Below are 19,561 nucleotides of genomic sequence, written 5' to 3'. Positions count from 1 at the left end.
ACAGCGTTACAGATTTTGGGAAGGTAGCTTGATGGTCTGGCTGTAGCGTTTACGCTGTAACTGTCGCTGCTTGTTAAGGATGTTGGCCCTCGTCAGGCCCTGCATACTATACAGCCCGGCCTGCTGACGTAAAGCCTGATCACGGATCTGCTGCTTGAGCATGATCCGATCATACGCACTCGTCTGGGTTACCTCCCCCGACGAACTGCCCGGTTGGTAGGTACGTTTTGCCATCGCCATTTTAGCCTTCATATCGTCGGTGCCGGCCAATGTTGCGGCCGTTCCGATGACGTAATAGCCCATGTACTTGTCGTCCTGGCGAAGCATATCGTGTTGGGCCTGTGACTTATAAAACTCGTCCACCACGCCGACGTAGTTCCCATACAGTCCGTCGGTTTGTTTGTTGGCAAACAGCTCGGTTTTGCTCCCATTGAACATACGCGATTCAACAGCGTTGTATTTGGCTTTCTCATAGGCCAGCTTGAGGTCTTGATATTGTATTTTCAGCTGGTTGTTCAGTCCTGCTTTAGCCACGTTTTTAACCTGTCCAAGCTGCTGTGCCAGACTGTTATTCTTCTGCTTCTGGTAAGCAGTCAGAATTTTTTCGGCGATGGGCGCGTAGACGACAGCACTGGCAATGCCGGACATCACTTCGTCGAGGATTTTCTGCTCGATCGCTTTACCGAAGTTGAAGCCGTATCCCTGCAATCCGTTCATAATCGACCCTGACTGTTCCTGAATGAGCTGATCGATCTGCTGCTCTAAACCGACCGGATCGCTGGTCGATGGATATAGTGTGTTGACGGGCGGCATTTGAGCCCAGGCGCAACGAGTCAGCAAATACAGGCCGATTAGAAGCCCTCCCCGACGAAAATTATCAATAGAAACCATCATAGCGATTTTTTAGTGGTTTTGACGTACCTGTTCAGTGTGCTGTTGTCTTTGAACATTCCCGCCATACTCTTATTGCGGGCTATCTGCCGGGTGCGGGCGACGTAAGCATTTGACAAATTCACCCGGAACGTATTAAGCATTTGCTGCCGGCGAATAATCTGATCTCTGGCTGCATCAAGCACGTTAACCCGCTCGGCTTCGCTCATCCAGACGCTTTCCCCATTGAGGTTGCAAGCCGAACGAACATCATCTTCCAGATCAGATGTATCTGATACCTGACTCAGCGCGCTACTGATTCCCTGCCGTTCGCTGGCTGAAAATAGCTGACTACCCGCCAGCCGGTTGATAGCGTCGACCTGATGGGTCACCCGTTTTAATTGGGCGGGCAGATCAAGTGTATTGTAGTACTTGATGAAAGAGGATGAGAGTTCAGTATTCGCCTTTTTCTCACCCAGTTGCAGCTTTAGGGCTTGGTATTGAATCTTTTGCTGTTTGGTGTAGGCATCCTTCATCATATCTTTCATCGTCTCAACCTCGCCAATTGGAGAAGCATCGACGACCGACGAAATCAGCGAAGCCGCCAGCTCGTTAATCTGCGCCTGCAAGCCTGACATAATCGAATTGGCATCGATTCCCAGTACGTTGCTCAGTTCACTGTCCAGCGCATTGAGTAGCCCGCCACCGATACCGGTAGGTCCCGGAACGAAGGGGGGAGTTCCACCACTTCCGAGCGAGAGGGCAACGCCCTGTGCGTAACTGGTCATCAGTTGACTCAGCGCATCCTGTCCAACAACGACATTCGTTGTTCCGTCACTGAATTTAACCTCGAAAATAGGTTTGTCGTCGGCGTCAGTGCCGGTTTGCGTAACCAAGGGCGTATACCCAGCCTGTCCCCGGCCCGTGGTTCCGCTTCCCAACAACAAAATCAGTAGGCAACAGCCCCAGATCAATCGTTTCATAGAACTTTGGTTTAACATGGATAAATACTATGACCCTTTAACTGCCAGCCGTGCTACGGCTGCGAATCGATGTAATCCCGAATGGCCAGCTCAACGTTGCCGCCATTGGCTGCGGTACGGCTGGTGATTTGCGTTTTCTCCCGCTGTTCCGTGGTGAAGGCAAAGTACTCGGGGCGCGAGACCTCGACGCCGTAGACGGCGCTGTGCTGACCCCCGTAGCTAACGAATACTTCTTTGTAGCGCCGGGCGGGGTCATTATCCCGGTTGAGCGACAGGGCCAGGTTCTTGTCCCGTTCGGTAAGCGCCAGAAAGGTTTTTACTTCAGTGAATTTGTTTTGGTACTTACGCTGGTCAAGCAGAATTTTTGTATCCGCGTTGTTAATGATCGATCCCCGAACAATCGGCGAATTAATGATGTCATCAACTTCCTGGGTGACAATCCAGGCCTCACCGAAGTGCTTACGTACCGTCTTGTAGAGGTACTTGATGTATTCGGCCATCCCCTGCTTCATGATCGCCTTCCAGGCTTCCTCGATCAGGATGATCTTACGAGTACCTTTGAGCTGACGCATCTTGGTGATGAAGGTGTCCATAATGATAATGGTCACCACTGGAAACAGGATCGGATGATCCTTGATGTTATCCAACTCAAAAACAACGAACGGTACCGATGTTAAATCAAGGTTTTCCTCACTGTTGAGCAGGTAATCGTACTCACCCCCTTTATAGAAAGGTTCCATCGTCAGCATGAAGCCTTTGTAGTCAAAATGATGATCCTGAATCCCTTTTTCCTTGAGCACTGACGGAAACTCGTCCCGTATATACTCGTAGTACGTGTTGAAACAGGGAACAATGTCCAAATCCGTTTGCAGGCGGTCAAAGTAGTTGCGTACGGTCAGAGAAAACGCCGTTTCTTCAATCCGCGTCAATTTGTCCTCTTCCTTTTTCCAGAGCGATAACAGGAGTGCTTTGATCGCTTCAATTTTTTCGATGTCGGGGTAACGGCGACTTTCGATAAAAAATGGATTGAAGTGGATGGGTGATTCTGGTTTGTAGGTCAGGTAACGCCCACCCAGTAGCTGGCATAGGCCCTCGTAGCTGTCACCTACATCGACGACCACCGCGTGTGATCCCTGATTGACGTAGCTGCGCAGGGCATGGTTGGTAAAGAACGACTTACCTGACCCCGACGGACCGACGATAAACTTATTCCGGTTGGAGATCCACCCTTTCTCCATAGGTATGTCCGAAAGGTCGACCAGAACTGGTTTACCCGATAATCGGTCAACCAGTTTCAAACCGAACGTCGACAAATCATCGGCCGTAACTGACTCATGATTGAGCATACAGATGGCCTGCGGTAGAAACGTCCAGAACTTATCTTCATCGGGTAGATTGGAAGCCGCGCCGGGAATACCCGCCCAGAAAAGAAAAGGACCGTCACTGGAGTTCTCACGTGGGCGCACGCCCATACGCGCAATGGCCGAGGTAACCTGGTGGCGAATCTGAGGTAGCTGCGCTTTGTCTTCTGTCCATACCATCAGGTTGAAATGACAACGCACCGGCGAATAACCGGTATCGGCTGCATAGCCCAGAAACGCATCGATCAGCGCGGCATTCGACTGATTGGCCTTACCGAAGCTGCCCAGTGCCGTCATTTCCCGCGACCGTTGTTCCAGCTTGGGAAAATGGTCGTGTTTACTGACCTTAAAAATGTACTGATTGTAGACATGGTCGACGTTCAGCATGAGCGATACGGGTGTGGCAAACCCTACCGTCACCGACGAATTTTCAGACGACAACGCTTCAACCCGGTTGTGGGTATATACCTGTTCGGATAGGTCATCGACGTCGGCGATCGTGAAGAACCGAACCTGCTTGTGGCCAACCATCAGCTCATCCCCCATCCGTACGTCGCAGAGGGGAACTATGGGTTCGGTTGGGTGCAAACTCATGTATCGCTCGATCAGACCAGGCGCACCTTTCTCAGAAGCCAGTTCGGTACCGGGTAACTGGCGCATGGTAATTTTACGCGTCGAGGTAAGTATCGACTCGAATTGCGCAATACTGTTGAGAAAATCCTCCTGGCTACGGGTGTCCATTACCTCTTTGGGAAGCAGTCGTCCACTGACCAACGCCGTTTTGAGCGATGATACTGCTGACCGATGTGGGTGGGTTTTGGTAATGTATACATAGCACTTATGAGCCAGATAGGGCCGCTCGTTGAAGTGCCGCTCGCTGGCTTTGTCGAGGTACGTATTCACAGCGTAGTGCGGCTCATACTTCTCGACTGTAAACCAATCCTGTTTGTGCAGAATGACATGATCAGGCAACACACCGATTGCCTTCACCCAGGTTTCATTCAGTTCACGAAAGTCGCCTGTTTCCACGCGCTGTTCACCCACCATGTTCACGGTCGATGACAGCGTGAATAGTTCTGGTAACTGTAATTCGTAAACGGCCGTAAAATCGCCGTATGTCGAGATAATATAATCCCGTTCGACACGCCAGATCGGCATGACGTCAAGTAATTCACTGCTTCGTTTCATTGCTTGCTGCGCTTTGTCCTCTTCTGTGCGAGGGGTGAGGGTTGAGCCGCAAACCGAAACAGGCCAGCGTCACGAACCATAATTACGCCCGGAACCCGGTTGCGGGCCTGAAATTTGATCAGCCCCCGTTCGCCGTATTTTTTCGAGTAGCGCACCAGGTTTTGGTAGCCAATCATTACTGACACCAGGAATGCCCCGAAGGTATACAGTGGACTTAGCCCCAGGGCAGCGATCAGCAGGGCCGTGAAAATCATCCCTCCTACCGTCCCGCCCGCCAGCAACATTAGAAAATTCATGCCCCGGATGCCGAGCACTTCAGGCGGTCGATCTACTCCTTTGTTGATTAGATACATGATCGTTTGTTAACGAAACAGTGCATCCAGCACACTTGGCAGCAACGCAGCGAATAAGGCAGCACCAAACCAGACGAGCACCCCACGGCGCATATCCGGATCACCACTGCTAAATTTGCTATATACCCGAATCGCGCCCACACAGGCGCATATTGCCGATACACCTTTCGAAAAAGTCTTGAACTGTCTGTAACCACCCGACACTTCCATTGTGGCCGCATCAACGTTTACCGCCTGCGCATAAGCAGTAAGCAGTCCAAGGAAAACTAAAAGGCAGATCATTAATATAAATTTCAGATTAAAACGTCGCATACGAAGAGGCTGGATGTACCAGAATGATAATAGATAAAGCCGACACCTACTCAGGGGGTAACTACTCGTTGGCCGGTTATACCTACCCAGGTTCTTACCGGTACTGTTGGCTTACGATACGCCGAAAACTGCTTTCAGGACCAGCAGTACCAGACCGGCAAAAATCAACGCACCAAACCAGCTCGCTGCTGATTTCCGAGTATCAGGATCGCCTGCGCTCCATTTGCCGTACACAGAAATAGCCCCTACAACGCCAATTATCGCCATTACAGCATACATGATCCGACTGACAGGCGTAAACGAACTGCGTATTTCTGTATCGGCATTTCCCAGCGCCGAACTGACCGTCTGAGCAAACGCATTACCAACACCGACCGACAGGACGGTAAAAAAGATGGCTGCAACGCGAACCGACTTCTGAAAAATCAAGGGCTTGTTCATGCTTAACACGTACTTTGGTTTATTGAAAATTTGAATTAACAGTCGAAATTACCAATTTAAAAATATATAAAAAATATATTGACGATCTGAAATTACAGTTAACTGTGATTCCCTTCCCTTTCATCATCAGTTTCATCCTCAGCGGGTTCAAGTTCACCGGAGATACAGGCATTCTGAATTCTGAAAAAAAGTTCGATGTGTTCGTCGTAGGTCTGACGACTACGCTCGTGAGCTTGGTCGATGATTCGCTTGACGTTCATATCGGCCAGTAATTGATAGTGCTCAATGAGGCCCAAAAATTGAGTGGAAAGTTGTTCGGCAGACTGATTACGTTGCTTGTTACGCACAACACGGGCGATGTCGAAAGCTGCCGTCCGAACGGTTTTTAGTCGCCGGGCGTACTGTTCGACAGGGTGTGAGGGTGGGTCGACCTGGCCAGAATCAAGTGAACTTAAAGGATAGTGCTGTACAGCGTCAGGGTCCATGTGCAGCGGCTCATATTCAATTGCAGGGGGCGGAGGCAATTGGGATGCCATCGTTGCCGGAATGACGGGATCGGTGGGATCTAGGTCGTCAAAGCCGGGTTCTTTCTCATCATCGTCTGATTCGACTGACGAAACATCGTCTTGTCCTTTCTGCTGCTTTTCTTCACTGGTTGAATTATCGACTACAATTGTTGATTTGCCCGTACTGGTTGAGCCAGGAATTGTAGTAGCCCGGAACGGATTGGAGTTATCATAAGCTGTTGTCTCGGGTTTCTCGCTCTTGACGCCAGTTTGCTTGTCCTGTTCTTGTCTGTCAACAGCACCGGCTGGCAGCGGGACTGACTTATCATCTGCTAATTCGGCTGTCTTGGTAGTAGGGATAGGAGCGATTCGAGTTTTAGTAGCTCCCAGTATGGACGTCGATTTAGCTGGCTTGACTGGGGTCAGAGCGGTAGGAGCAGAGATAGGGGGCGGAACGTCTTTATTCGGCAGCGGCAGGTAGGGGACTATCTTGTCGAAAAGTAGTAATGCAATCCACAGAATAGCAGCAACAATCAGTAGCAGGGGTATAATATGCGTTACTACCAGTATGCCAGTAAGCAGTCCAAAAAGCATAACTTGATCAGTTTAGAGTAAGTGGGTGATAGCTACAAATCGAATCGATCTTCCTTCGATTTAAGATTCCGCCGATTGATCGTTCGCAACGCCTTTTCATTGGCTTTAAAGTACCGGGAAAGCACGTTATCGAGAATGGTTTGCATCGGAACAGGAGCACCAATGTTCTCGGTGTACTCTGCCAGCATCGAGAGAATGTTGTGCAGACGGGGGGAAATATTTATATGCTTTAGACCTCCATTAGCCATCGACTTCATCTGGAGATTCATTGTACAAAATTCATCGGCCGTTTGAGACACTAGCGAAAGGGAAGTATCCACGCCAGTCCTATCCTTTACACCAGTAGAGTGAGTAAGGTCAGGTTCTTGTTCATCATCTGTCTCCGATTGTTTAACTGAAAGACTGATCCCTATTTTTTGGGGAGATGAACAATGAACTGGTGTAGCATTTTGTTGCCCAGGAGGGGGGGAGGGGGTGGGAGCGTTTTCAGATACCGGTTTACTTTGTTCTTCCGTTTTTTTTTCGGGTGAATCACTCTTTATTTCTTTGATGAAGTCGCTCATCGAAGTCGACTGATTCATAGCCCCCAACATCCCACCTATGTCATTGGGATTTGCTCCCGTATTTGATTTTGCCATAAAACGTTTCGATTACTGATTGATTAAATGTGCAAAAAGCCGCCTTCACTAATCAGCTCACGGATAAAATTAACAAGTAGTTCATCATCGCTTGGATGTAGAGTTGAACTACTCCGTTTTAGCGTAACTCGATCAAAAAAGACTGTATTTAAGATATGCAAACCGACATTCATACTTGCATGATCATTTACTGCCTTCATAAACGTTTTGGACTCGCTTGGCTTTATACGATTCCACAGCAGACCAATTGGAATTTCGGGTTTAATGGACCGGTAAAATGCAACCGTCTCGAAGCCTGATGCAAACGTTTTCTGGTCCTGTTCCATTGGGATGATTAACTTATCAATATGCGAAGCAAGGACACTCATGCCGGCTACATTCAGCGTTCCCGGTAGGTCTAAAAAAATGTAGTCAAACTGACCAGAATCTATTATAATCGGTAACACATTACCAGCTTCATCAATTGAACTCTCAATAATCTTATAGGGAGATAATCCCTTTTCATCATAAACTGCTTTCAGCGCAGCATCCCCGTTGAGATCGTTCAATTCCTTAAGTCTCATTTTATGGATGCTATGCTGAGGTTTGTCAGCGTCAATAACCATAATTCGCATACCAAGCGCATATAAATAAGTAGCCGTAAGCATGGTTAATGTCGTTTTACCGACACCCCCCTTTTGAGATGCAATCGTAATTACTTGTGGGGGACTACCAGCAGGTAGTGAATCGGCCAGAGCCTGGAGTTTTTCTTGATCGTTCATGCTTGATATTGTTAGATATGGTACACCCAAAATACCTACAAACATTTCTCATATACAACATAAAATGTATATCTAATATATATATCATATTAAATATTTTAGTCAAACAAGTGATATACAGAATATTAGCTCATAAAACATTTATTAAAAAAATTGACATTTTATATAAAGTATAATTTCACACATTATATAAATAATACTGATTTTATTTGAAAAGTTATATATATGCTTAGTTAGTTTTTATTTTGTAAAAGATTATGCCTGCGTAGTTAGATGCCAGATACTTTACATGCTTATTAATTTCTATCACAAGTAGTGTGTCATTCTATTTGTCTATCTGTCATACAATTTGCCATATGTTTTAATTAGATATATAAAGCCATTTGCATTTATTAAATAAAATATATATTTATTTGTATATCAGACAAACAAACAAATTAGTGTTTTATACAATGCTTTGGCAATTTGTTTGTTTGTCAAACTGCCAAGTTGGATCAATCCAAAGGCTTCTTTATAAATTACTGAATATAAGATAGTTATGTCTACATTTCGTGTAAAACAGATTTTCTGAATTACCCCATTTTCTTCCTAGCTTTTTACATAAAACGCAGCCGATCTGCGCCAGTTGCTGATTAGTATTAGATTGATCCAACGCTGGGATCAATGTCCGTCACTTACACTACGCTTCTAACTCGCTTCCAGTCGCCCGTCTAGGTACTAGCTCAGCAGCCAGCCTACTCACAATGGAACCGTCTTCAGATCCCGGAATAAGTCAATTTCTCAACATCCTGTATTGTCTGGCTTAACGCACACTTACACGGGCACAAACGGATATATTGATTATGTTCTGATAATCATTGGGTTATATATTTTGTGGCTGATTGTAATCTGTATAGAATAATATAAAATTCAGTTTATCAGTTGATAGAATCAATTAAAAAGACGTACTTTATCACCGGGCAAGAGACGCCACCGCACGCGGTCAATGCTTTCCAAATTTGGAAAGAGCAAGATGTGTTGTTCGGGCCCGAAAAATAGAAATCTGTCGATTTTCATTTTCCAGTCCCTCTCAACGATCTTGCCCTCCGGGGGTAACACTACCCATTTACTCCGAAGGCTAAGCCATTCGGAGTAAATGGGCCAGCGCAGCGAGCTAAGGCATCGCTGCGAAACAATACAAAGCTTGATTACAGTTTGGATACATCATTATGCAACCAGTTCAAAAAAGTGAATCGACAACCGATAAACCTACGGAAGAATCGAAACCGAAAGTACGGCGTTCGTACGGCGGACGCCGTGCAAAACCGGACGCCGTACGTAAGGAATCCGTCGTGAAAGTTTACCTCGACGAGCGTGAAGACACGCTGCTACGTCGACTATTCAAGGAGTACTGTTTCTTTCACCAGCGATTGAGTTTGTCCGAATTTGTGAAGAAACGTTGCCAGCTTGACGGGCCAGGATCACATGTACGGTCAGCCATAACGGATAATGACTTACAACTTCAATTGATCCAAGACGTTCGAAAACTTGCATCTCATCTTGGGTCTATGAGTACAAATTATAACCAATCCGTCAAGCGCATTAACAGCTTACCTGTCTCAAAGAAATTAATTGATGAGGTTGAGAAGTATAAGCAATTTCATAATGAATTAGCTGAAAGTACTGACGAGTTGAAGCAGCTTATTATTCGTCTAGCAGAGTTTGCCAGTAAACTAAAATAGAACATAATTACTACTAAAAGATACAAAAAAGTGCTTACTAAGTCAAAAACACATTCAGATATTTTTGCTTTTTTTGTACTTTAAAGTTCTTAATAATCTGTTTTATTTTTTTGCGATATTCTTGACTATGATTGTCCGAATTAATAAAGGAAAAAATGTATCAGGAGCCGTTCGCTATAACGAAAATAAAGTTGAACAAGGAGAAGCCCGTTTAATCGGTGCACCCAACTATTATGCACCTGCTGATGAGTTATCCTTACGGGCAAAAGTCGGATTGTTACAGGCGCAGGCAGGTCTTAATCCGCGCGTAACTCAATCAGCCCTCCACGTTCCTATTGCGTTTCATCCCAGCGAGGATATAAGCGACGAGAAGATGATAAAGATTGCTGGTGAATGGATGCAGCGCATGAACTACGGTGAGCAGCCTTATCTGGTATATCGTCACGAAGATACTGCTCATCCTCATATGCACATTGTAAGTGTAACAGTTGATGAAGATGGCAAACGTATTTCTGATTCCAACGAAAAATACCGATCTAATGCAATCCGAAAAGACATCGAAATAAACTACAAACTCATTAAAGCCGAGGATCAGGAAAAGGTTCTGAGTATTTCCAGTACGCTACCGGAAAACGCAATTCATTACGGTAAAGAACAAACAAAAAAAGCAATTGGTAATGTCGTTCAAACAGCCTTGAAAGACTACAATTTTTCAAGGCTCGACGAGTTTGCTCAGTTTTTGGCCAGCTACAATGTGCAGGTCAACGTCAGTCAGGGCAAACGATCCGGGGGAGCGGACTGGCATGGGATCAGTTTTCAGCTTACCAATGGCGAGCGGCCCCTGAGCCCATCCATCAAAGCTTCGACTTACTCATTTGCCCCGACGTACGAAAAAATCCAGAACCGGCTCAAAAGTGGTCAGAAAAAGAAGCTACTTCATGAACCGGCCGTACGAAAAACCATCGACGGCAAACTACAGGCGTTCGCCAGTATCAGCCAGGCCGACTACGCGCAGACACTACGGCAGGCCGGTATTCAACTGCTAGATACCGGAAAGCAATTCTATTACGTCGATCATACCCACCGCACGGTTTACAGCGAGTCGGATCTAGGAAAGCCCTACAGCCGGGCTTTCCTCAACAACCGGTTCGCCGACGTCAGCGTTATTCATACACCAGTAGAGCAGCGTAGTGCGCCCGAAGCGGTTGTTGCGCCAGCACGCCCCATACCTTCCGTAGAGTCAACGGCCCCGTTAACCGACCGCCAGCGGGCTGAGTTAGGGCGAATGGTGTCTGGCCACTACCAAGACTACAAACAACGGCATAACGTATTTTTCGAAAGTCAGCTCATTCGTAACTTTCCGGTCCAGCCCCTGATCGATACATTGCAGGCAGCAGGGCGCAGTGAAACACAGGCACGGTTGGCTGTCACCGAATTTGAACGCCACAAACAAAGTCAGCTTGCTGACATCCGTAGCCGGGAAACCGACTATTTCGAGAAGACGAGCCAGGCATATCTGGATCTGGTCAGCCAAACACCCATTCACCCTGAAAGCCGCCTGCAATTATTGTCAGCACTGAACCTTACACTGACCCTTGATAAAACGGGTAAATATGGTTTGGTTCACCAGCACGGGGCGGAATATCGCTACGAGTTGACAGACACTCAACATACGAATTTGCTGAAAAGCAGCAGTCAACAAAAAGTAGCCCTTGGCCGGCCCTTTTCCAAAGAAGAGCGAACCGTCCTACTGGCGGCCGCTACCGGCCAGCCGCTGAAAGGAACCGGTATCAGCCAAGTCAATGTAGCCCTGTTGCGGTCCATACTGCCCGCTGCACAGTTCGCCCACGTGAGTCAATCGCTGAACCAGCATTACCTCACCCAGCTATCCCTTAACCGACCTGATCAACAACGCCTGTGGCCTGGCTACTACTATCAACGGGGCATGGTCATCAGCGGCCCCGCTGGGGACCAACGGATCGGATTTTACGCCACTCCTCAAAGTAGCCACGTACCCCTGCCGGAAGAAGTGCAGCAACTTTTAAAAACAGCCCCATTGCAGGCTAGTTATGGGCAGGCAGTAGATAAATTGACAAGCCAGGCCGGACGGCTATTAATCCGCTACAACCAAACACTCGACCAGCCTGCCAGCGAACGGCAACGGCAGCAGCTACAGTCTGTATTATCCGACTTCAACCAGCAGTTTCCCGCAGCCGCCGGCCTTGATCAGAAAGGGCGGATTCGTTACCTCAATGACCAGCTTAACCAGATACCAGTAAAAACTCCAGTTGACGGCCGATCTACCACTACGGCTGGAGAAACTAGCCGGACAGGGCTACCAGCCAATGTCGAACGCATCCTGAACGCGGATTTATTGGCTTACCGAACCAGTCAGCAGATCCGCTACGAGAGCAGTCTACTGGCGACACCGGCTGGGTTTCCTACGGCGCGTTTAGTGAGTCTACTTTGTGAACCGGGCGCATCTGCGTCAGGCTTGAACATACCAGCAGGAATCAGCCGGCAGCTGGCTGAAAATTGGGTGAGTCAATTTCAACAAAAACGGATAGATCAGTTACCCAATCGACAGCAATCCGATCAGCAGGCATTCGAAATCCTTAGCCGGAATTTACTCGCTCGGATCAGCCAGAGCCGCTTACCCATCGTACAGCGGCTGGAGTGGCTAACGGCAATGGGCCTGCAACTGACCCGGATAGGTGATCAGGGTGGGGTATTATCGCAGAAGGGCGACAGCCGTATACGGGTGTCCATAGAAAAAACGACGCTGAATTTGCTCCTGACACCTCCGTTACAACCGACCAACGATAAACAGGGTACGTTAAGCCGATCGGAGCGGCAGTTGTACGAATATCTGGCGATAGGTAAACCCATTTCAGCTCTACCGGCAGGTATTGACTGGTCAACTATCAACGCAAACCGGGTACGGCAGCTCACCCCGGCTCAGGACTGGGATGCGCTGTGTCTACGTCTGAATCAGCTACGTGTTGATCGGTTGATGAAAACGATGCAGGAAGCTCCGCCTTACCCGGTCACCTGGCTGTATCAACGGGGACTCATCACTTACGTCGATGCAGCTGGAGGGCTGCGCTTGGGGCACCCAGCCAGCCCTCCAGCCACCTTTGTTACGCTAGTTAACCCGGTACGTCTAATCGTGGCAGACCTGCCGTTACCTGCCCTTGCCGATCAGATTCAGCAGCAGACCAGCGAACGCGGTCGAACTATGGTCCGACTGGCTGCACTCATCGACGGGGGTAAAGCAGAGGCCATTGCTGAGTTCGTTCATAAACTTGCCGGCAAATCAGTCGAGTGGCAATCACTCAGTGGTCAGCCCCAAGCCATGCTGGAACGGCTGAGCCGGACCAATGGACCGCTGGTTGTCGAGAGTAGCGTGTCGGTTAACAACCGGCCTGAGGGGGATCGTGTTCAAACCGAGCGGTTAGCTGATGTAGAGACTACTCAGTCAACCGACAACCTGGGCAAAGCGATCACCGATGGAATGGATACCAGTCAGGAGCGTCCCAAAAAACGCCGACCGGGTCATTCTGAACCCCGTCACCGGCCAAAACTCCGTTAACCAATTGTCCTAATTGGGAACGCGATTCGCCCGATAGTAACGGCACTATACCGCCACTATAGGGCGAATCGCGTTCATAAAATAATTGACTTAATCAATCGCTGAAATAAGATTTATATTAGCAGCATTGTTAAAATTAAGCCAAATCCGTCCGTGCAGGCAGATGGCCATACAGTGTGTCATGCTAACATTTCCCGATTGATAGAATCTATTAATGTTAAAGCCACAAACATTGGCTTATCATATTGATTTTTGCAATTGTAAATGTAGATTTAGACATCCAAACCTACGTATAAAGTAGTTTTGGGGTATATCTGTAATTGGAATGCCGTGTACTGGCTGGCGGATTGGTATATGTTATATCAATCAAAACCAAACTGTATGAGCAGTTCAGAGCAGGACAAAGAGTTCAGGGGGGTACTTAATACTATCCTTTATATCGGGTGGGCAATCCTGATATTTCACCTGTATGTGTATTGTAATTCTAGTTTAGAAAAACTAGGTATTCCACTCACGATTTTAAACGAGTTTGTGGTTTCGCTAAATAACTCAACCCATTTATTTGGCAACACGTGGGCTGCAAAACTGGCGGCTTTAGTGCCTTTGATCGTATACAGTTTTGGCAACAAAGCCCGGAAGGATATACTGACCACCTGGCAGCAGGTGTATACTAACGCTGCGGTGGGATTTATCCTGCTGTTTGGCAACATCATCGTACTAGGTTGGGTATGGGTGGGGAGTGACCTGCGGGATATGGTGTATACCATCACGACCATAGGCGGCTACCTGCTACTGATGAAGGCAGGCAATTACGCACACCGCATCATCAACGTCGATCTTGACAACGACCCCTTCAATAAGGATAATGAATCATTCGAACAGGAGCCCAACCAGATGAGTAACGAGTACTCGGTCAACATACCGAGTCTATTTTATTTCCGGGGTAAACTCAAGAAGGGATGGGTTAATGTCATTAACCCGTTCCGGGCCGCAATAGTGCTGGGAACGCCCGGATCGGGTAAGTCCTTCGCCGTTGTCAATAATTACATCCGTCAGCATATTATGAAAGGTTTCACCATGTACATATATGACTTCAAGTTCCCGGACTTGTCGGTGATCGCCTTTCACTACCTCAAAAAGTACGCCCATGTGTATGAGGAGATGTACGGAAAAGTACCGGGTTTCTTTGTCATCAACTTCGATGATCCCCGCAGGTCGCACCGCTGTAACCCCCTGCTGCCCGAGCTGATGACTGACATTGTCGACGCTCAGGAAGCCGCCCGGACCATTTTGCTCAACCTTAACAAGACCTGGATTCAAAAGCAGGGCGACTTCTTTGTCGAGTCGCCCATTAACTTCCTGACAGCCATTATCTGGTTCATGAAACGCTTTCACGACCGGGTCATTGACTTGCACCCCCAGATTCGGCAGGAACTGAACATGGCCGATGATGAGGAGGTCAATTTCTGTACTTTCCCCCATGTGATCGAATTTGCCAACCGCGACTACGAAGAGATTTTTCCGATCATGCTGGCACTGCGTGAACTGGAGAACATTACCAATCCCTTCGCGTCAGCCCTGGCCAAAGGTGCACTCGAACAACTTGAAGGGCAAATCGCATCGGCCCGTATTCCTCTCGCCCGGCTGTCGTCACCGGCTTTGTACTGGGTAATGACGGGCAACGATTTTTCGCTTGACATCAATAACCCGGACGATCCCAAGATTCTGTGCGTCGGTAACAACCCCGACCGCCAGGACGTTTATGGCGCTGCGCTTGGTCTGTACAATGCCCGCTTGGTCAAACTCGTCAACCGCAAGCACCAATTAAAGTCATCACTGATCATTGATGAGTTGCCAACGATTTATTTCCGAGGCCTTGATAACCTGATCGCTACGGCCCGCAGTAACCGGGTTAGCACCTGTCTGGGTTTGCAGGATCTAAGCCAACTCAAACGCGATTACGGCGACAAGGAAGCCACGGTAATTTTTAATACCGTGGGGAACGTGTTTTCAGGACAGGTAGTAGGAGAAACCGCCAAAACCTTAAGTACCCGGTTTGGCAAAAACGTGCAGCGTAGTCAGTCCTTCAACTTTACTGAGCGCGAAACGACTACCAACATATCGACCCGGCTTGATTCACTTATTCCTGAATCGGTAATCAGTAATTTATCTCAGGGCCAGTTCGTCGGAGCCGTAGCCGATAACTTCGGCGAAGTGATTTGCCAGAAAGTGTTTAATGCGCAACTCGTCGTCGACAACGAGATGGTGAATGAATTGAAAAAACCGGAACCAATACCAATGCTGCCCGGTATGGAATCGATCACTCAGCAGCAACTCAACGACACCTTACAAGCGAATTATGAGCTGGTCAAGCGGCAAATACGCTGGGTGATTGCTTATGAACTTAACAGAATCCGTACTGATGAGTCCCTCAAATACCTGCTGCGTGGTTTACATACTCGGGATGAAGGCTACCTGACGCGGGAAGATGATGATAAGTGACCTAACCTAAATTGCAACACTAAACGATAAAAGGGTGACTAGCCCAAAGTAACCGACTATTCGAGCATGAAAGACCAAGACTCAAAGGAGCTGAAGAAACAAATTGGGGAGCGATTCGCTATGTTACGCAACGACCTTAAACTAACCCAGCAGGAACTGGCTGACAAACTGGGTACTAGCCAAAACCTGGTGTATCGTCTGGAAAACAACTTGAGCTGTTCGATGGATTCAATCCTTGTGGCCTATATATTTTTCGTGCGTAACTATAAAGTGAACCCCGAATGGTTATTTGCTATTGATACGGATGGTATAGCCCGATATAACCTGGATGCGCGAAACCAGAAGCGAAAAAAAGATGCTGAACATCAGCGTCGTAATGAAATATTTGAAGATATGTTGACTGAGCTTAGAAAGAATAAATTGATTTAGGCCGTAAGCTGGCTATTCCTGAATGGCAACGCCCTGCAACCGATAGTTTGCAGGGCGTTGTTTTTTTTGACTGCTACCGATACGAATGGCTCGTCGGGGCGGCTGACGCCTGAATTGCCCGCAGGAGCAGAAAACAGAAATCAACAGGGTTAACCGGCTTGCCCCGGTCAAGCACTGAATAAGGCAGGTGAGGCCCCGTTGATAGTCCAGAATTACCCACTAGGGCAATAGGCTGACCCCGATCAACTATGTCGCCGGGCATCACCAGTTGTGCGGCCAGATGTCCGTATACACTGGTATACCCCGACCGGTGACGGATATATATCGCCAGCCCAATACCGTCTACCTGCCGGACAATTTTATCCACTATCCCGTCGGCCGTGGCATAGACAGGTGTATTGAGTGGCTGAGGCAGATCGATACCTGCATGATTGAGTAGTTTCCCCCGAATCGGATGCCAGCGTAGGCCGAAGCCGCTACTTATCCGGTATTCCGACCATGACCTGATTCGGATCGGGAGTATCGAGGGTGTATCACGTAGTAGACTGTTGGGCCTGACAACTGGCGTAACCGTCCGGAGTTGCGCGAGTTTATCGCTGAGCAACCGCAATGAATCTTCGGCTACAAATATGAATAACGAATCAGCTAAACGCTGTATGGTATCAGCTTTGATTGATTTAGCAGATTGATTATCTACTAAATCAATTGGCTTTTGGGGCGACTTCGTAGACCGAGTAGGCGGATTTAAAGAGTCTACCCATGAACGTTACTGACCAACTATCCCTCATTTTGTGATTTGTGCTGTCTGATTCAGGTGTAGTGGTCGGGAAAATTGCCCGAGCCCATACTGTCGATAGACTAATAGACCATAACACTACAATAAGTTTCTTTATTTGATTTTTATATTATACCATATATAATTTAATATTATAAATAGTTTGATGATTGAAAAAATAGTTTTAGAAATATGACTCCAACCGACAACACCACTAACTTCCTCACCTCAAATGATATAGCCATGTTGCACCGGGATGGAGAGCTGCCCCCCCCGTCATATAGCAAACTTCAACAGGCAGGTTACATCGTTACGGGCAACGATCAGGTAGTCATCGCGAGTGAAATAGCCCAACGCTTTCAAAACGGACAGACACAATTGCCCGAACTACTGAAAAACGTATTGGTATCGGATATCGAAACCCGCCGGATGATTCAAACGCAAATGCGTGGACAGTCCGAAGAGTCTACACAGCGGGCCACGCCTACTGTCGTCAATGAGCAACAGCAGCCCCAGGCCCCGACCGTTCAATTAGCCGACCAACCGACACCTCAACAGCAGTTCACCCCGTTCGATTACACAGTAGCCGCTACGGAAACCCCTGAGCAGCTTTCGGACGCCAGCTTCCGATCGGGCCATACCGTAGAATTCCGTTTCGAGCCAACCACCCACGAAACGCCACTGACACAACCTGGCGGGTCATGGGTTGAAGCTCTGAAAGTGCACGAACAACTGGAGGCCCGCGAGTTTGAACAGATACTTCCCCATGCGTTCGGTGAAATACAATCATTTCTGGTAAACGACGGCTATTTATCCAATGAGGAAATCGTACGAGCACTTTACGATGAAACGCTGGAAAAGCAGGCATTGGCCGAGCACGTCAGACAGCATGACCCTGAACTGCCAAATACGTTTCAGGAACAACTAACATCGTACCTCTGGGCACTCCACGAGCATATTGAGCAGAGTCCCCTGACGCCTATGTTGAGCAGTGGACTTCTAGCCAGTCAGTTCGATTTGCTGCTACCTCAGAATGCTGAACATCTTCGGCAAAGCCTGACCGAAGGGGGTTATCTCGACAGCCCAATTATCAGTAATGCCCTTTTCGATGCCAGTCTAAAACGGGCAACACTCAATCAGTTTATCGTCGAACATAACCCGTCAGCTGAACCCAGCCTGCAGATTGAACTGGCCGACTATCTCTGGGACGTCCACAAGTCAGTCGTTGACCAGCCCCTGATCGATCAGCTTGATCCTACTTTACGCTATCGTATCGTAGCTGATTTTAAAGCTCTGCCCGGTACATCAACACCCGGTTTAGAAACGCCCGATTTGCATCGCCAGCAGCTCAACAGCCATCGGGCACAGGAAGCGGAGGAAAAACAACAGCAGCCTAACAAACCAGGCCTGCTGCGGACAGCACTGGGTCTACGCACCTTCGAGGGCGGGATGCTGGCCAACTTGCTACATAACTACAAGATTATGACCCAACTGGGTGATCAACTTTTTACCGTCAAACAATCAACAACCGATCAAACAGTACAAAAAAATCCGCCAGCTATGAACAACACCGAATTACTCGCTCCCCGCTGGGATTGGAAACAAATCGAACAGGAAGCAAATCGTATCGGTCTCACCAAGCAAACGCTTGAACAAAATGGATCGCTGCACGACTTTTTGCAGGGTCGGCGTACCGCACTGATGAACGTGCAGCACGACGACGGTACGGGTACCGTAACGCCAATGACGGGTAAACTCTACATTACCGAGGTGCCTGGTAAAGGGCCTACCATCCATATTCAGGCTGAACAAAACGATATCCGTTTGCCCAGAACATTCCTGGGTCACGAGCTGACCACCAAGGATGCCAACAACCTGCTTAAAAACGGAGAAATGGGTCGACTGGTGGACATGAAAGATAAGGTTACGGGTGCCTTATTTAAAGGTTACATCGCCCTCGATAGGAACGTAAAACGGCTGACCGTCCTGCGGGCTGACCGGATCTATATGCCTACCGAACTTAAAGGCGTCGAGCTGACACCCCAGCAGCAGGCTGACCTGAAAAGTGGCATGCCGGTGCGCGTCGACGGGCTCAGGAATGAAAATGGACAGACGTACAACGCATTTGTACAGATTTCGGCGGCTAAACGCAGTTTTAAGTTTACCCGTATTCCAGAGCAGGCCCGGAAACAAACAGCAGGTCAACAGCTGAAAGCTGATCCGAAGGCGACACAGACGCCTGAGACAAAAGCCAAGTCCGGTAAAAAGAAGGAAGCCGCACAGCAGGCACAGCCCGGCGACCAGAAGAAAGAAATCAGTGTCGTAGCCAAGAACGGAGCTTCCCGAACAACGACCCAGACCAGCAAAGCTGACGGGGGCACCACCAAAAACAAAACGCCCAACTTGGCCAATAAAACCACAGAAACAACAATCAATGGCCAAAAGACAGATAAAACGGAAAAGCCTAAAAAAGCCGTCAAAGGTCCCAAACTGTAATGGTATGGCCATAGCAAACCGTATGTGGCCGGTCCTGCT

General features: G+C 48.1%; 15 protein-coding genes. 5 read left to right on the top strand and 10 right to left on the bottom strand.

The genetic code is table 11. The features are described 5' to 3' along the window. Positions 1-6: 6 nt before the first annotated feature. The 9 genes from CLV58_RS24275 to CLV58_RS24235 form a co-directional block, all read right to left on the bottom strand. Entirely contained in the window at positions 7-894 is an 888-nt protein-coding gene (locus tag CLV58_RS24275) for a hypothetical protein (RefSeq protein WP_146141529.1), read from the bottom strand. After that, positions 891-1,853 (bottom strand): hypothetical protein, encoded by a 963-nt coding sequence (locus tag CLV58_RS24270; RefSeq protein ID WP_106140430.1) that lies wholly within the window; start codon positions 1,851-1,853, stop codon positions 891-893. Before CLV58_RS24270 ends, CLV58_RS24275 begins: the two co-directional genes overlap by 4 nt. 53 nt (positions 1,854-1,906) lie before the next feature. Continuing rightward, positions 1,907-4,402, bottom strand: coding sequence for a TraG family conjugative transposon ATPase (locus CLV58_RS24265; protein WP_106140429.1), 2,496 nt, complete (start codon positions 4,400-4,402; stop codon positions 1,907-1,909). Next, complete coding sequence (locus CLV58_RS24260; RefSeq protein WP_106140428.1) at positions 4,399-4,755, bottom strand: DUF4133 domain-containing protein; 357 nt, start codon at positions 4,753-4,755, stop codon at positions 4,399-4,401. Before CLV58_RS24260 ends, CLV58_RS24265 begins: the two co-directional genes overlap by 4 nt. A 9-nt stretch (positions 4,756-4,764) precedes the next feature. Further along, positions 4,765-5,067: a DUF4134 family protein gene (locus CLV58_RS24255; protein WP_106140427.1), complete on the bottom strand. Its 303-nt coding sequence runs from the start codon at positions 5,065-5,067 to the stop codon at positions 4,765-4,767. A 111-nt stretch (positions 5,068-5,178) separates the two neighbouring features. Continuing rightward, the gene (locus CLV58_RS24250; protein ID WP_106140426.1) at positions 5,179-5,508 is read right to left on the bottom strand and encodes a DUF4134 domain-containing protein; all 330 of its coding nucleotides are present in this window, start codon (positions 5,506-5,508) and stop codon (positions 5,179-5,181) included. Between the two features lie 98 nt (positions 5,509-5,606). After that, complete coding sequence (locus CLV58_RS24245; protein ID WP_106140425.1) at positions 5,607-6,608, bottom strand: hypothetical protein; 1,002 nt, start codon at positions 6,606-6,608, stop codon at positions 5,607-5,609. A gap of 32 nt (positions 6,609-6,640) precedes the next feature. Next, positions 6,641-7,246 (bottom strand): hypothetical protein, encoded by a 606-nt coding sequence (locus CLV58_RS24240; RefSeq protein WP_106140424.1) that lies wholly within the window; start codon positions 7,244-7,246, stop codon positions 6,641-6,643. A gap of 23 nt (positions 7,247-7,269) precedes the next feature. Then, entirely contained in the window at positions 7,270-8,007 is a 738-nt protein-coding gene (locus tag CLV58_RS24235) for a ParA family protein (RefSeq protein ID WP_170108786.1), read from the bottom strand. Between the two features lie 1,208 nt (positions 8,008-9,215). Between CLV58_RS24235 and CLV58_RS24230 the strand changes: the two genes are divergently transcribed. The 4 genes from CLV58_RS24230 to CLV58_RS24215 all read left to right on the top strand — a co-directional run bounded on the left by CLV58_RS24230 (position 9,216) and on the right by CLV58_RS24215 (position 16,251). Then, entirely contained in the window at positions 9,216-9,728 is a 513-nt protein-coding gene (locus tag CLV58_RS24230; RefSeq protein WP_106140422.1) for a hypothetical protein, read from the top strand. A 127-nt stretch (positions 9,729-9,855) separates the two neighbouring features. Further along, on the top strand, positions 9,856-13,320 hold the full coding sequence (locus CLV58_RS24225) for a relaxase/mobilization nuclease domain-containing protein (protein WP_146141528.1): 3,465 nt from the start codon (positions 9,856-9,858) through the stop codon (positions 13,318-13,320). Positions 13,321-13,674: 354 nt separating this feature from the next. Continuing rightward, positions 13,675-15,822 (top strand): YWFCY domain-containing protein, encoded by a 2,148-nt coding sequence (locus CLV58_RS24220; protein WP_342748951.1) that lies wholly within the window; start codon positions 13,675-13,677, stop codon positions 15,820-15,822. A 66-nt stretch (positions 15,823-15,888) separates the two neighbouring features. Then, positions 15,889-16,251, top strand: a complete 363-nt coding sequence (locus CLV58_RS24215; protein ID WP_106140419.1) for a helix-turn-helix domain-containing protein — start codon at positions 15,889-15,891, stop codon at positions 16,249-16,251. A 73-nt stretch (positions 16,252-16,324) separates the two neighbouring features. On the opposite strand, the gene CLV58_RS24210 is transcribed toward CLV58_RS24215, so the two are convergent. Further along, positions 16,325-16,861 carry a M23 family metallopeptidase gene (locus CLV58_RS24210; RefSeq protein WP_170108785.1) on the bottom strand — a complete coding sequence of 179 codons (537 nt, stop codon included), beginning with the start codon at positions 16,859-16,861 and terminating at the stop codon, positions 16,325-16,327. 357 nt (positions 16,862-17,218) lie between these two features. On the opposite strand from CLV58_RS24210, the gene CLV58_RS24205 reads away from it, so the two are divergent. After that, the gene (locus tag CLV58_RS24205; RefSeq protein WP_106140417.1) at positions 17,219-19,522 is read left to right on the top strand and encodes a DUF3945 domain-containing protein; all 2,304 of its coding nucleotides are present in this window, start codon (positions 17,219-17,221) and stop codon (positions 19,520-19,522) included. Positions 19,523-19,561 lie beyond the last annotated feature (39 nt).

Source organism: Spirosoma oryzae, assembly GCF_003002825.1.
In the GTDB taxonomy this organism is placed as follows: domain Bacteria; phylum Bacteroidota; class Bacteroidia; order Cytophagales; family Spirosomataceae; genus Spirosoma; species Spirosoma oryzae.
The sequence above is the reverse complement of the archived record's forward strand: the minus strand, read 5'-3'. Positions and strand labels throughout refer to the sequence as shown.

What these genes read in the sequence shown, in the direction of transcription:
- CLV58_RS24245 (WP_106140425.1), bottom strand. Translation starts at nt 6,608, where the DNA reads ATGCTTTTTGGACTGCTTACTGGCATACTGGTAGTAACGCATATTATA.
- CLV58_RS24220 (WP_342748951.1), top strand. Translation starts at nt 13,675, where the DNA reads ATGTTATATCAATCAAAACCAAACTGTATGAGCAGTTCAGAGCAGGAC.
- CLV58_RS24235 (WP_170108786.1), bottom strand. Translation starts at nt 8,007, where the DNA reads ATGAACGATCAAGAAAAACTCCAGGCTCTGGCCGATTCACTACCTGCT.
- CLV58_RS24225 (WP_146141528.1), top strand. Translation starts at nt 9,856, where the DNA reads ATGATTGTCCGAATTAATAAAGGAAAAAATGTATCAGGAGCCGTTCGC.
- CLV58_RS24270 (WP_106140430.1), bottom strand. Translation starts at nt 1,853, where the DNA reads ATGAAACGATTGATCTGGGGCTGTTGCCTACTGATTTTGTTGTTGGGA.
- CLV58_RS24215 (WP_106140419.1), top strand. Translation starts at nt 15,889, where the DNA reads ATGAAAGACCAAGACTCAAAGGAGCTGAAGAAACAAATTGGGGAGCGA.
- CLV58_RS24230 (WP_106140422.1), top strand. Translation starts at nt 9,216, where the DNA reads ATGCAACCAGTTCAAAAAAGTGAATCGACAACCGATAAACCTACGGAA.
- CLV58_RS24205 (WP_106140417.1), top strand. Translation starts at nt 17,219, where the DNA reads ATGACTCCAACCGACAACACCACTAACTTCCTCACCTCAAATGATATA.
- CLV58_RS24255 (WP_106140427.1), bottom strand. Translation starts at nt 5,067, where the DNA reads ATGCGACGTTTTAATCTGAAATTTATATTAATGATCTGCCTTTTAGTT.
- CLV58_RS24275 (WP_146141529.1), bottom strand. Translation starts at nt 894, where the DNA reads ATGATGGTTTCTATTGATAATTTTCGTCGGGGAGGGCTTCTAATCGGC.
- CLV58_RS24260 (WP_106140428.1), bottom strand. Translation starts at nt 4,755, where the DNA reads ATGTATCTAATCAACAAAGGAGTAGATCGACCGCCTGAAGTGCTCGGC.
- CLV58_RS24240 (WP_106140424.1), bottom strand. Translation starts at nt 7,246, where the DNA reads ATGGCAAAATCAAATACGGGAGCAAATCCCAATGACATAGGTGGGATG.
- CLV58_RS24250 (WP_106140426.1), bottom strand. Translation starts at nt 5,508, where the DNA reads ATGAACAAGCCCTTGATTTTTCAGAAGTCGGTTCGCGTTGCAGCCATC.
- CLV58_RS24265 (WP_106140429.1), bottom strand. Translation starts at nt 4,402, where the DNA reads ATGAAACGAAGCAGTGAATTACTTGACGTCATGCCGATCTGGCGTGTC.